Source organism: Nitritalea halalkaliphila LW7, assembly GCF_000265075.1.
GTDB lineage: Bacteria > Bacteroidota > Bacteroidia > Cytophagales > Cyclobacteriaceae > Nitritalea > Nitritalea halalkaliphila.
This window is the reverse complement of the sequence record NZ_AJYA01000069.1, coordinates 1-12,261: the sequence shown is the minus strand read 5'-3', so window position 1 is coordinate 12,261 and position 12,261 is coordinate 1. Positions and strand designations below refer to the sequence as shown.

Genomic DNA, 12,261 nt, shown 5'->3' with positions numbered 1-12,261 from the left:
GTTAATGGCGCTGCAGGCGTGGGACTTGGTGGGGGGGGTATGGACTGCTTTTGAGGCGATTTTTTAGACGGAATGGTGTGTAAGGCGGATGTTCGTTTGTTTTCTATTTTCGAGGAGGAATGATCGATTGGGATCGTTTACTTTCGTTTTCTTTCTATTTTCGAGGGTTTTGCTTTCGTTTGGTTTCTTTTGCTTTCTTTTTTATGTTCGATTATGATCGTTTGCTTTCGGTTTTTACCCGTAGCCAAAAGCCTGTTCGAGCTCGTCGCACTAGGTCGCATCCTAGTAGGAAGCAGAAATCCTGAGCCGAGCCGCATAGCGGCGGATTTTGGGAAGGCCTGGCGGCTTCAGCCCCAGGCACGAGAGGCGTTCCCCATTTTTCAGCGTGGGGCGAGAAACGTCATGGAACCGATCATTAATATCCCCCACGTAATGCTTGTAATGGATATATGCATTTTCGATAAGCGCTGTTTCCGCGCGGTTTAGGCTGGGATGTGCTAGCATGATTTTCTCCCGCGCGGGATAGAGGATGTAGCGTCTTTCGATCCTCGGGCTAATGCCGCGCGGTTAGCATAAGGTCCGCCGCTATGCAGGATATGATCTTTGAATTTATAAGAATTACTATTTTTTCAGGGCTATGGAGCTGCTGTGCGTACTAGGAGTATGAAAATGAGAACCCATAAATGAAAAACGGGAAGTGCTTTAGACCACTCCCCGCTTTGGGTTTAATTTTCCTGAAAATAGTGCTTTAATTGAGTTAAAGAAGAACTACAAAATCCGCTGGATCTTACACATCACGCAGCTCTAATCGACCTAATGCTCGTAAGGCTTCATCGTCCGTGGAGTAAATGGCATCCATCAAGCCCGCTCGGAAGGTGCCAGGAAGATGACCGTTCTCTTTGGCGGCAGCCTGATCCCCAGCCACGCCCATCAGCAGGGTGCCCATGGTGCAGGCCTCAAATAGCTCCTTCGGGTGTGCACCACAAAATGCGGTCAACAGTGCCCCCAGCATGCAGCCAGCGCCGGTGATCCGCGTCATCACTTCATGCCCGTTTTGCACGTAGGCCACCCGCTTTCCATCTGTAATGATGTCCACCTTGCCTGTCGCTACGACGATGCAGTTCCAGTCACGGGCAAGGCGCATGCATGTTTCCGTGCCATCCTGACCATCGTCCAGGGCATCTACTCCGCGTACCTGAGCGGCTACGCCTGCTAGGCTATTGATTTCGCCCCTATTTCCCTTTACCACGCTCACTACACCTTCCGTGCGTAAGCGATCGATGAAAGGCTTGCGGCGCGGAATGGCAGCACAGCCCACAGGGTCTAAGACTACTGGAATGCCTACCTCCTTTGCGGCACGCGCACTTAGTAGCATCGCCTCTTCCTGCTCTCGAGTCAGGGTACCGATATTTATATAGGCTGCCGCGGCTAGCTTAGTGAAGGCATAGGCCTCTTCGGCGGACTCGCACATGGCGGGGGAGCTCCTGCGGCCAAAACGATGTTCGCGCAGTCTGTTACCGTGACATAATTGGTGATCGCTTCCACTAGGGGCGTGCAGGCACGAAGGCCCGCGAGATAGGTATATTTCATGCTAAAAAGGCGGTTTTAAAACGTGACTCTTCCAAGTTGGTGATGCCGATTTCATTAAAGAAATGCAGGATAGGGAGCTCTTTTTCGTAGCTGCTTTCAAACTCCGGATCGAAACAGCGCGCCGTATGGACTAAAATGTCATCTGTTAAGGCGCTAGGCGCTTCTTGCATGTAGCTGTAGTAGATACTGGCTGCTTCTTCCGGATTTTCGTGGATCCAATGGATGGCTTTTTTTACCGCTGCCACGAAGCCATGCACTAGCTCTGGCTGCTCCTTATAGAAGGTTTTCGAGGTAAACAGGTCTAGGCCGCAGAAATTAGCGAACCCGGCAGTGTCACAGTCCATAAATACTACATCCAGGTTTTTATGCTTGGCTTCCACTCCCTCGAAGTTATAAAAGTAGAGCCATCCCGCATCGAAGCCTGCCTCCATGTGGTGGATCAAGTAAAAATCCTTTGCGACGAACGTTACTTGCTCGCGCCCTACCTGAATGCCTTCCTTGGCGGCGTAGCGCTGAATGATTTCGAGTCCGATGCGGTTCGTCTTTTCATTCGAGACGGGTGTGGCAACGCGGATTTTTTCGCCCATGCGCAAGGCATCCAGCGAGGCAGATTTCATGATTACACCGCCTTTGGTCTGAAAGTAGGTACCCAGGGACAGAAATTCGTCGTCGTACTGCTCGATCAGGTGTAAAGGCTCGTTGGTGGCAAATTGGATTTTGCCTGGATCAGTTCCTCTAGCCCGTCATAGTGCGCCTCAGGCACGATCAGATCGAACGTGCTGACGCCGGCTTCTTTGAAAAAACCTTTTTGGTCGGCCACCAATAGAGGTAAGTGGTCAGGGTTTAAAAACCACTCGATGGCTAATGAAATCTTCATGTTATAAGTGGGTTTTGGATTTTAGTTCGTAGATCGCATCGGTGATGGAGTGTGCACCGAAAACAGCGCTGACAGTGGCGTACAGGTCGGCTCCGTAGGGTGCCAGTTCAGAGATGTTTTCTGTTGTGATACCTCCGATTACGCACACAGGTACCTGAAAGCGCTTTTTCGCTTCTGCGATAAGGGCTTTGTCGACTACAGCGGCTTTCGGCTTGGTGGGTGAGGGGAAAAATGCACCGAAGGCCACATAATCTGCTCCTGCTTCGATGCCTTTTTCTGCCCGATCCAGATCGCCGTAGCAAGAGATGCCAATGATTTTATCAGGACCGAGTAGGGTGCGGGCTTCCCGGATAGAGAGGTCATGGAAGCCGATGTGCACCCCGTCAGCGCCCATTTTTTGCGCCAGCTCCACCCGATCATTTATAATGAAGGTGGCCTTATGCCTGCGGCAAAGCTCCTGAAGCTGTTCGGCCAGAGGCAGTAGGTCGGCATCACTGCTTTCCTTATCGCGGAGCTGCACGATGGTGGCACCTGCTTCGAGGGCCTCTTCTACTTGTGTGTAGATACTGGATTTCGGAGTTAAAAACTCGTCGGTAATCACGTAAATTCCTTTAAACATAAGCGTATTCGAGTAGATGAAATGAAAAAGCCACTTTGCGCAGGAGCACAAAGTGGCTTTTTTCCCCACAAAAGGGAGTCAGCTTCGTTTTCCTACGCTGTCATGACACAGATCAGGTTCGAGGGTATTTCTCAGGCCAGAAGCATCTAGCCACCCCTAACGAGTTATAGGTGTAACGCCGGAGCGGGAAAAATGTTCCCCTAGGCTATTTTTCTTCGTAGAATAGGTGTTTTAAGGGTCAAACCAACGATTTTTAGCCACTAGGGCCACGAGATCTAGGCTGCTTTTCACACACAGCTTTTTGCGTAGGCTTTTCGTATGCGTGGCGATTGTTTGGTAGCTATTACTGAGCTCATCCGCTATTTCCTGAGGGCTTTTCCCCCGATAAAGAAGTTCGAGAACTTGAATTTCCTTTGGGGACAGGAGTTGGCGCAGCGCCTGCTCCTTCGGCCTGTGCTGCTCGATCGCCATCTGCAGGGTCACGCGAAGCTGCGGTTCCTGAAAGGGCTTGACGATGTAATTACTTAAGCCCACTTCCATCGCACGTGCTAAGGTGGCGTTATCGTGGAATGCGGTCAAGAAGATTACGATAAAGGTATACTGTTTACGCAGCTCGGACATCAGTGTTATGCCATCGATGGCGTCGTTTAAGTTGACATCACAAAGGACCAAATCGGGACGCTTTTCTGACAAAAGTTTTTTTGCAAGGGCCACATTATGCGCCGCGCCCACTACCTGATAGCCTAATCTCAGGAGGGTTTCTTCTAAGTCCATAGCGACGAGCAGCTCATCCTCTATAATCAGTATCTTTATTCCTTCCTTCATTTACGTTCAAATTCTAATTGATAGCTAGTTCCGCCTTCTCGCATGAGGGAGAGGGTGCTGTCGAGCTGTCGGCTGAGGGTGTTTACCAGTCGGAGTCCAAATGAACTACTCTGTTCGGGTACGAGATGTTCAGGAAGGCCTTTGCCATTATCTTTAATGCGCAAAGAGACTTTATTACTTGCTGTCTCGAAGAGTTCAAGTTCCAGTCGTGCGGCCTCTGTCGGGAGCGTGTCGAAGGCGTATTTAAAGGCATTCGAAGCCAGCTCGTTCACGATAAGCCTAAAGGAATAGCCTGATCGAGGTTGAACATCGGCTCCTTCAGCTCCACGCGCGTGTGTACAGCTTCTACGGGAAAACCATAAGAGATCGCCAAGCTTTTGGTCAGAAAATCAAGATAATCCTTCATGTTAATGCCCGAAAAATCTTCATGCATGTACAGGTTTTTATGAATGAGTGTCATCGCTTCCAGGCGGCTTTGGCCCTCCCGAATGGCTTCCTTCGTGCTCGGGTCGGCGGTGCGCTGGTACTGTAAGTTCAGGAGTGAGCTGACGATCTGCAAGTTGTTCTTTACGCGGTGGTGAAGCTCGCGAATCAGCGTCTCGATCTTTTTATTTTTCACTTCCAGCACTTGGGCCACTTTTTTCTTTTCTGCGAAGAGGTAGTACACGATGCCGAGCACGGCTACAGTCAGCAGGAGTAGTGCCGTGAAAAGGTAGATTTGGTTTTGTCTTTTATCCAAGAGCGCGGCCTGAAGGGTCTCTTTCTCTTTTAAATAGTTGATATCCTGCTCTTGCCTTTCGAAATCGAATGTTTCCTGAAGCTCCATCAGCTCCGAATCGTACATTTCTTTCTTGTAAGCCAGAATGCGCTCGCTGTACGTTTGAAGTGCGCTGAAGGCTTCTGCATAGCGGCGAAGTCCCTGCAGAGCGTCAGCAGCAAGTTGGTAGGCTAGGGCCTCTTCCTCCTTGTAGGCTTCCTCTTCGGCGATGCTGATGGCCAGTTCACTTTGCGCCAGCGCCTCCTGATACCGTCGTAGTTCCAGTAAGACACGGCCCATGTTTAGATGATTTAGCAGCTGCTGATAGCGATTCTCCACAGACAAGTTTAGGGGAAGGGCCTCCTGAAGCAGCTGGAGTGCCGTCTGTGGGTCTCCTCCATCTAAATGCCAGATGGCTAGGTTATTCAGTGCATTCGCTTCCCGGGTAGTAGCTCCTGATTCTTTCGCGATGCGGATAATTTCGGTATATGCCTGATAAGCACCCTCTCGATTTCCCTCTCTATTCGCGATAATGCCCTTGTTATTCAGTGTGTTTAGGTAGGTGTCCTGCTGCGTGTCTTTGTCGATTAACTCAAAGACTTTTTGGTTGTAATAACGAGCACGGCTAATTTGATTTTTATTCAGGTGAATGCTCGACAGGTTCCCTAAAATATTAATGTGGTTCGAGGTGTCTTTAACGGATTCGGTATATTCCAGCGCCTTTAAGGAAGCTTTTCAATGCCTGATCAGGGCGGCCACTGATGTTATGAATAACCCCTTGATTGTTATAAAATCGTCCGAGAGAGCGGATGGCATTTTCCGCTTCTGCGATTTGAATACATGTGTCTAAGTGCGCCAGCGCGCGTGCATTATCCTGAAATGCCAGTTCCATAAAAATACCGAGGTGCACTTCCCTCCGCACGCTATCTACTAAGGGATCATGTAGGCGCAGCAGTAGGCTGTCTAGACGAGAGGGTGCATCTGGTGCCTGTGCGGCACAAAGGGTGGGATAAGCTTGTAGGAGCAGATACAGGGACAAGCTAACTATGGCGTGTATGCGGGGATTTAGCGTCATCAGTTAGGTACTTAAATGAATATTGGGGCTGGGTAGGTGTTTTCTTACCGCAAAGTAATAAAAAAGTAGGAATAAGTGTTTTTTTCCCGACTCTGTCCGCGTAAAAGTCCGAACTTTTTGGCGTTTTGTATTTTTATCGAAAGGTTTATGTTGTTTAAGGAAGATTTTTTACACTTTGTTTGGCGATTTTTGTACTTTGATAGCGAGGAGCTGTGTCTGGTGGACGGGCAGCGGCTACAGATTCAGCGTGTAGGTTTTTATAATCAGCACGATGGGCCTGATTTTTTAGAGGGGCATGTCTGCATCGATGGGCTTCTAGAGGTAGGCCACATTGAGATCCACACGCGCTCTTCGGACTGGTTTCGACATGGCCATCAGGGAGATGCGCGCTATGAGCAGGTAGTGCTGCATGTGGTTTGGGAGGCGGACCGGGTAGTTCCGCGGATGAATGGCACCCCTCTGCCGACACTTGTTTTAAAAGACAAGGTGAAGACTGAGGTTTTAGCGAAATATGAGGCCTTCAAGCGGGAGCAGGGATTTTTACTGTGTAAGGCGTTTTTGCCGCAGCTTTCTGAGATCGTTTTACATTCGGCTATGGAGGTAGCGCTTCATGCGCGCTATGCATCTAAAATTAGCTTTATTCTGACCTTGTTAGCGCGTAGCAAAGGGGACTGGGAGCAGGTGAGCTACTGGTGGCTGTTTTACTGTTTCGGCTTTAAGCTGAATCAGCTGCCTATGTTAGAGCTGGCGCAGATCGTACCTCTGGCAGACGTACGGCGGCTAGGAAAAAATCGTGGGCTAAGTATTTATGCATTATATTTCGGTAGTGCGGGGCTCTTACCTGTTTCAGGGCATGCCACGGATGCTACGTGCATGGACTGCAGCAGGAGTACCTGTATTTGGCAAAAAAGCATCGTTTGCGCTATGCGCACCCGGCCATACTTTGGCGCCGAAAAGGGGTGCGTCCTCCTAATTTTCCGGGGAGAAGGCTGGCACAGGCGATCGCCTATTTACTTTCGCTCCCCAATCTGTGGGATGGGATTAATCAAGAAGAGGAGACGTTTATCGCTCATTTATCTGCGAGCTTAGAGCAGGTGCCGGACTACTGGAAGAGCCATTTTGACCTCGGTCGGCAAGCTGAAAAGCCGGTGGCGACAGGCTTGAGTAAGGATAGTCTGGAGCGCTTGAGTTTGAATATTCGGGTGCCCCTTTGGTTGGCTTATGCCCGTTACATGCAGCTGGATCAGTACCGAGAGCGGGCGATCGACCTACTCTTACAGTATCCTGCAGAGCGGAATAAAGTTACGCGCATCTATAAGGAAGCCGGATTTCCGCTGTCTAGTGCTTTTGATGCACAGGGGGTGATGGGTCTGTATCAGCATTTTTGTAGTGCGAAGGGATGCCTGCAGTGTAAAGTAGGGCAGGCGGCGCTTCGGCCAAAAGGCCCTCTACCCAAAGTCCGTTTGATGTGAGTGGGAGAGTGGGTGCTAAGTCTGTCTTCGCTGCGTCGGAAGGAAGCTGTGTTTCAGCGGGATTTTGTACACTAAAGGAGAAAGCTGTATCTTTGGGCTCGTTTAAAGAGCATTATGGAAAAACCAGTTATCATATTAGGGGCCAGCGGCATCGCTCGCCCTGCTTTGTCTATTTTTACTCAAAACAATATCGTCGTGTACGGCTTCCTGGAGGAGGATAAGGAGCAGCACGGAGTAGAAATAGGCGAGGTGTCGGTTTTAGGGCATACAGAAGATGATGGTTTTTAAAGTTGATCGGCAAGAAATGCGAGGCTTTCGTAGCAGTGGACGAGCTGAAGTACCGTAAGTTTTTAGTGAAGATGCTTCAGGAGAGGCGAAAAATGCAACCGGTGAATGCGATTCATCCTGCCGCACATATCGCGCCGGATGCGGCGATCGGCCATGGTAATTTTATTAATGCAGGGGTCGTCATCGGTCAAGGGGCCGAGCTGGGGAGTCACTGTATGCTGCACAGCCGTGCCGTGGTGGAGCATGCCTGTGTGATCGGTGATTTCGTGCAGCTGGGCGTGGGCGCACTCATTAATGCGGGTGTTCGCATAGAAGAAGATGCATTTATCGGCTCTGGGGTTATCGTCGTGTCAGGTGTCACGATAGGGAAGGGGGCGCGAGTAGGTGCTGGATCTGTGGTGATTTCTGATGTAAAGGCTGGTCAGACTGTTTTCGGGAATCCCGCTATGCCCGTAAAAGCTTGACGGTATCGACTGAATTTAGTTTATTTATTTATATTAGTAGCGTTTAGTTGATCACAAATAACACCCTGCTGGAATCAGGGCTTAGGTTATGGAAAACAAACAAGATTACGCGATTTTACTCTATTACTGCTATGCCAAGATAGAGGATGCGGAAGCGTACCGCGATGAACACCATCTTTTCTGCGTGGAACATAATATTCGGGGCAGAATTATCATTTCGGATGAAGGGCTGAACGGAACCGTGTCCGGTCTTCTGTCAGACTGCGAAGCGTATATGGCCTATGTGAAGGCGGATCCTCGCTTTGCGTCTACCATATTTAAGGTGGAGCGTCATCATGCGCATGCTTTTAGCAAGATCCATGTGCGGTATAAGCCGGAGATCGTGCATAGTAGCTTACGTCACTTGGATCCGAATGTGCGTACGGGTAAGCATTTAAGCCCAAAGGAGTTTAAGGAGCTAAAGGATCAGGAAGATGTGGTGATTTTAGATGTCCGTTCTAACTATGAGCATAAGTTAGGTCGTTTTAAAAATGCGCTGACGCTGGATATCGATAATTTTCGAGATTTTCGGAAAAAGTAAAGGAGTTAGCCCATCTAAAAGGCAAGAAGGTGCTTACCTACTGTACGGGTGGCATTAAATGCGAGAAGGCCTCAGCATTTCTTTTAGAGCAGGGTTTCGAAGATGTCTACCAGCTGCATGGTGGCATCATCCAGTATGGGATGGATGTAGGAGGTGAAGATTTCGAGGGGAAGTGTTATGTTTTCGATAATCGACTGGCCGTAGATGTGAATAAGGTAAATCCTAAGGTAGTCTCTACCTGCCATGTATGTGGCACGGTTTCCGATCGGATGGTAAACTGTGCGAATCCAACCTGCAACATACACGTGCCTATCTGTGAAAATTGCGGCTGGGAATTAGAGGGTGCTTGTTCTACAAGCTGCCAAGCGCATCCTGAAAAGCGTCCGTACGACGGGACGGGGTATTATGTGAAAAAAAGTAATGGGTATAATCCCTATTTAGGTTTGCAGCGCAAACCGAATAAAGAAAAGATAAAAAATTTACAACATGAGCAAGATAATACCTGCGTCTGAGCTTATTCTAAACGCGGACGGTAGTATCTATCATTTGAACTTGAAGCCAGAAAATCTGGCTTCAACTGTTCTTACGGTAGGGGATCCGGAGCGTGTGGAGAAGGTGAGCCAGTACTTTGACACGCTAACGTTTAAGACATCGAAGCGTGAGTTTAACATTCATTCTGGAACCTATAAGGGGACTCCACTTACGGTCATGTCCACAGGCATGGGAACGGATAATATCGAGATCGTCATGAATGAGTTAGATGCTCTTGTAAATATCGATCTGAAAACGCGTCGTGAAAAGGAAGAGAAAAAGAGTCTTTCGATTATTCGTATCGGAACCTCGGGAAGTATGCAGTCTGATGTGCCTGTGGATGCCCACCTAGCCAGCGCTTTCGCTGTGGGCTTAGACACGCTGATGCACTTTTATACGCCTGCCTATACGGAGCAAGAGGAAAACTTACGTCAGCGCGTGGCGGATACGCTTCAAATTGGTTTCACACCGTATGCGGTAGGTGCATCCAGACGTTTGCTTCAAAAAATAGGCGCAAATATGCTGACGGGCGTCACGGCTACTTGCCCGGGATTTTATGGGCCTCAGGGACGGAGCTTGCGTTTGGTGCCGGCTATTCCCACCATTATCGAAAAGCTATCCCAAACAGAAACAGGTATCGCGGGATTACGCCTGACTAATTTTGAAATGGAGACGGCGGGCTATTACGCGATGGGTCGCTTACTGGGGCATGAGATGTTAAGTGTGAATGCGATCGTAGCGAATCGTGTGGAGCAGGTATTCTCCCAGGATAGTGAAAAAGTGGTAGATAGTTTGATTCGAGAAGTACTAAAAAAAGTGGCGGAATAACATCCCGCCATTTTTTAATATAGTCACCCGTATACAATGCTTCGAAGATAGTGAAAAAAATTGTTTGTCGTACAAAAAACCGCCTTTAAGCTGCATTTTTTTACGTTTCGCTCACAAATCTTAACTCCCCAACGTAGAAAGCCTTCAAGAAGTTTTCTATAGGACTAAATTTTTTTTCGGTGTGATATTAACTTTATACCACCCCTATTTTCTCATTAAACTTAGGAGAGTTTTTATTAGTTCCCGAGCTAACTTGTATTTTTTTTGCCATTCATACCCATATAGCGCAGTTCATAAGCTTTAAAGTTATTCCATGTAGATACATGTATTTCAGGAACATTGCGCGCAGCGCCTTGTTTCTATAACAAGGCCATGTGTGCGGTAAATATTGTGTATATAATTGAAATAATTATAAAATCGGGATGGAAAGCGAAAAATGGAGTTACGTATTGGTTTGGCGAGTGCGCGTTCTTGTAGGACTACTTTTTTTTTATCAGCAGTTTTGCTGTGGCACAAGAAGAGCTTCGGCTCAGGGGTAAAGTGGTAGATGCGGGGTCCGGTGATCCGCTAGAGTTTGCGAATGTGGCGCTACTTTCTCCTTCCGACTCTACCTTAATTACGGGATCCATGACGGACTTAGACGGGACCTTTGATTTTAGTGTGCCAGCAGAGGGCTACATTCTGCGTGTAGGCTTTATCGGTTATGATGATTTTTTTCGTTCACTTAGGCCAAATGACCGCAAGGAGATAAATCTGGGTACACTTCGTCTTGAAAACACGGCCAAAAACTTAGATGAGGTGGTCGTTCAGGGAGTTGCTTCCATGTTTGAAAGCGATATCGATAAGCGTAGGTATAATGTAGAAAATAGTATCGTGGCGGAAGGTGCCACCGCTTCTGAACTTTTAAGTACACTGCCCTCGATCCAGGTGGATGATGAGGGTGGAATTAGCATGCGTGGAAGTGGAAATATTTTGATTTACATTAATGGACGTCCGTCCAATTTATCCGGGGATGATGCCGAAAGCATATTGGAGCAGTTTCCTGCGAACAGCATTCAGTCGGTAGAGCTTATCACGAATCCCTCTAGTCGTTATGATGCCGCTGGTGTAGGTGGGATCATTAACATCATTTTAAAGAAAAACCAGCGGACAGGTTTGAATGGGCAGGTGAACGTATCAGCGGGGACTCGAGACAAGTACAATGCGGGCCTTAACCTGAATTATGGAACGGAAAAGATTAACTACTACGCTTCGTATAACTATCAGTATAGGAGACTTTTTCGTTTATCTGAAGGTTTTCGGGAGGCTTCTTTGGCGAACGCCAGCCCCATCTTAGACCAAGATTCCTTTCAGGAGAGTGTCGATATTTCTCATCTCTTCAGAGGGGGGTTCGACTGGAATGTGAGGGATAATCAGGTGATCGGTTTCTATGCACAAGGGAATTTTCGGCAGCGGGATCGCTTTGAGATCTTGAATCAGCGGTCGCAGCGCCTAGATCGCTCGCTGGATAGCCTTTTTATCCGAAATAATGACGAGGTTCGAGAGAGTAATAATTTCGAGACGGGACTGAGTTACACCTATGACATCGATACGCTCGGGCAGCGGCTCTTCGCTTCGGCTTCTTTTTCTCGGGATGAGCGCTTTCAGGTAGATTTTTTTGATCAGCTGTTTTTTAATGAGGATATGGTCGAGGTGCCCGGGAATCGGCTGATTCAGGAAAATGAAAGGCCACAGACCAGTAACCTGACAGTGCTGCAGTTGGATTATGAAAAGCCTTTTCGAAATGGAAGCCGATTTGAAACGGGTTTAAAGGGAACCTTAGGAACTTGGGATCGCGCCCAGGAATTTTCTCAGGGAGATGAAAACACGGAGTTTGTTCCGATTTTCGATGACTTCTTCTCTGATGCGTTTTCTTTTACGGAAAATGTGTACGCGGCCTATGCGAGCTTTCGGCATAAGGTGGGAAAACTTGGCTATCAGGCAGGTTTACGTGGGGAGTATACCGAAACTAGCTCGGTCCTGGAGAGTGATCCCGAGCCTTTCGTGAACAACTATTTTAATCTTTTTCCTTCTGCCTATCTGTCGTATAACTTGGGCGACGAAGAAGAGTTAACAGCTAATTTTTCGAGAAGGATATCTCGACCGAATATTTGGGCCCTGGCCCCCATTTTCCGGGTAAACGATCTCTTTAACTTGAGTATCGGGAATCAGGAGCTGCAGCCAGAGTTCACGAATAGTTATGAATTCGGTTATATGAAGGGTGGACAAGTACCTGCTAAATGCTGTGGTGTATCATCGTTTTACGACGGATGTGCAGACGCGGGTTATTCGCTTAAATGAGGATAATGTGTCTGT

General features: G+C 48.2%; 11 protein-coding genes, 5 pseudogenes and 1 riboswitch. Of the genes and pseudogenes, 6 read left to right on the top strand and 10 right to left on the bottom strand.

All coding sequences use genetic code 11. From position 1 onward, the window contains the following. Positions 1-282: 282 nt before the first annotated feature. The 10 genes and pseudogenes from A3SI_RS19130 to A3SI_RS15330 all read right to left on the bottom strand — a co-directional run bounded on the left by A3SI_RS19130 (position 283) and on the right by A3SI_RS15330 (position 5,743). Positions 283-504 carry a hypothetical protein gene (locus tag A3SI_RS19130; RefSeq protein WP_156810342.1) on the bottom strand — a complete coding sequence of 74 codons (222 nt, stop codon included), beginning with the start codon at positions 502-504 and terminating at the stop codon, positions 283-285. A 283-nt stretch (positions 505-787) separates the two neighbouring features. Beyond that, a pseudogene (thiM, locus tag A3SI_RS15360) lies at positions 788-1,590 on the bottom strand (hydroxyethylthiazole kinase). Continuing rightward, positions 1,587-2,207 (bottom strand): ABC transporter substrate-binding protein, encoded by a 621-nt coding sequence (locus A3SI_RS15355; protein ID WP_202946878.1) that lies wholly within the window; start codon positions 2,205-2,207, stop codon positions 1,587-1,589. Before A3SI_RS15355 ends, thiM begins: the two are co-directional and overlap by 4 nt. Before the next feature lie 65 nt (positions 2,208-2,272). Then, a complete protein-coding gene (locus A3SI_RS19810) occupies positions 2,273-2,467 on the bottom strand; it encodes an ABC transporter substrate-binding protein (RefSeq protein ID WP_202946877.1) in 195 nt (64 codons plus the stop codon). Between the two features lies 1 nt (position 2,468). Then, a complete protein-coding gene (gene thiE, locus A3SI_RS15350) occupies positions 2,469-3,086 on the bottom strand; it encodes a thiamine phosphate synthase (protein WP_040671147.1) in 618 nt (205 codons plus the stop codon). Between the two features lie 72 nt (positions 3,087-3,158). After that, positions 3,159-3,254: riboswitch (TPP riboswitch) on the bottom strand. A 63-nt stretch (positions 3,255-3,317) separates the two neighbouring features. Continuing rightward, positions 3,318-3,911 carry a response regulator gene (locus A3SI_RS17855; protein WP_009057335.1) on the bottom strand — a complete coding sequence of 198 codons (594 nt, stop codon included), beginning with the start codon at positions 3,909-3,911 and terminating at the stop codon, positions 3,318-3,320. Continuing rightward, on the bottom strand, positions 3,908-4,183 hold the full coding sequence (locus A3SI_RS15340) for an ATP-binding protein (RefSeq protein WP_009057334.1): 276 nt from the start codon (positions 4,181-4,183) through the stop codon (positions 3,908-3,910). The genes A3SI_RS17855 and A3SI_RS15340 overlap by 4 nt, the downstream gene beginning before the upstream one ends. Next, entirely contained in the window at positions 4,180-5,007 is an 828-nt protein-coding gene (locus A3SI_RS15335) for a sensor histidine kinase (protein ID WP_009057333.1), read from the bottom strand. The genes A3SI_RS15340 and A3SI_RS15335 overlap by 4 nt, the downstream gene beginning before the upstream one ends. 21 nt (positions 5,008-5,028) lie before the next feature. Continuing rightward, a pseudogene (locus tag A3SI_RS23370) lies at positions 5,029-5,217 on the bottom strand (tetratricopeptide repeat protein); the annotation flags it as partial. Positions 5,218-5,362: 145 nt separating this feature from the next. Then, entirely contained in the window at positions 5,363-5,743 is a 381-nt protein-coding gene (locus tag A3SI_RS15330; RefSeq protein ID WP_040671145.1) for a hypothetical protein, read from the bottom strand. Between the two features lie 147 nt (positions 5,744-5,890). Here A3SI_RS15330 and A3SI_RS21775 point away from each other — a divergent pair. The 6 genes and pseudogenes from A3SI_RS21775 to A3SI_RS15300 all read left to right on the top strand — a co-directional run. After that, positions 5,891-6,577: pseudogene (locus tag A3SI_RS21775) on the top strand (DUF2851 family protein); the annotation flags it as partial. A 35-nt stretch (positions 6,578-6,612) separates the two neighbouring features. Further along, positions 6,613-7,215: a DUF2851 family protein gene (locus A3SI_RS21770; protein ID WP_083836553.1), complete on the top strand. Its 603-nt coding sequence runs from the start codon at positions 6,613-6,615 to the stop codon at positions 7,213-7,215. Positions 7,216-7,329: 114 nt separating this feature from the next. Next, positions 7,330-7,967: pseudogene (locus A3SI_RS15315) on the top strand (acetyltransferase). A gap of 88 nt (positions 7,968-8,055) precedes the next feature. Next, positions 8,056-9,059, top strand: a pseudogene (gene trhO, locus A3SI_RS15310) (oxygen-dependent tRNA uridine(34) hydroxylase TrhO). After that, on the top strand, positions 9,034-9,906 hold the full coding sequence (locus A3SI_RS15305) for a nucleoside phosphorylase (protein WP_040671140.1): 873 nt from the start codon (positions 9,034-9,036) through the stop codon (positions 9,904-9,906). Before trhO ends, A3SI_RS15305 begins: the two are co-directional and overlap by 26 nt. Positions 9,907-10,413: 507 nt before the next feature. After that, the gene (locus A3SI_RS15300) at positions 10,414-12,246 is read left to right on the top strand and encodes a TonB-dependent receptor domain-containing protein (RefSeq protein WP_009057330.1); all 1,833 of its coding nucleotides are present in this window, start codon (positions 10,414-10,416) and stop codon (positions 12,244-12,246) included. The last annotated feature ends 15 nt before the right edge of the window (positions 12,247-12,261 follow it).

Excerpts from the sequence above, each read along its gene's own strand:
- A3SI_RS19130 (WP_156810342.1), bottom strand. The coding sequence starts at position 504 with ATGCTAGCACATCCCAGCCTAAACCGCGCGGAAACAGCGCTTATCGAA.
- A3SI_RS15355 (WP_202946878.1), bottom strand. The coding sequence starts at position 2,207 with ATGAAATCTGCCTCGCTGGATGCCTTGCGCATGGGCGAAAAAATCCGC.
- A3SI_RS19810 (WP_202946877.1), bottom strand. The coding sequence starts at position 2,467 with ATGAAGATTTCATTAGCCATCGAGTGGTTTTTAAACCCTGACCACTTA.
- thiE (WP_040671147.1), bottom strand. The coding sequence starts at position 3,086 with ATGTTTAAAGGAATTTACGTGATTACCGACGAGTTTTTAACTCCGAAA.
- A3SI_RS17855 (WP_009057335.1), bottom strand. The coding sequence starts at position 3,911 with ATGAAGGAAGGAATAAAGATACTGATTATAGAGGATGAGCTGCTCGTC.
- A3SI_RS15330 (WP_040671145.1), bottom strand. The coding sequence starts at position 5,743 with ATGACGCTAAATCCCCGCATACACGCCATAGTTAGCTTGTCCCTGTAT.
- A3SI_RS15305 (WP_040671140.1), top strand. The coding sequence starts at position 9,034 with ATGAGCAAGATAATACCTGCGTCTGAGCTTATTCTAAACGCGGACGGT.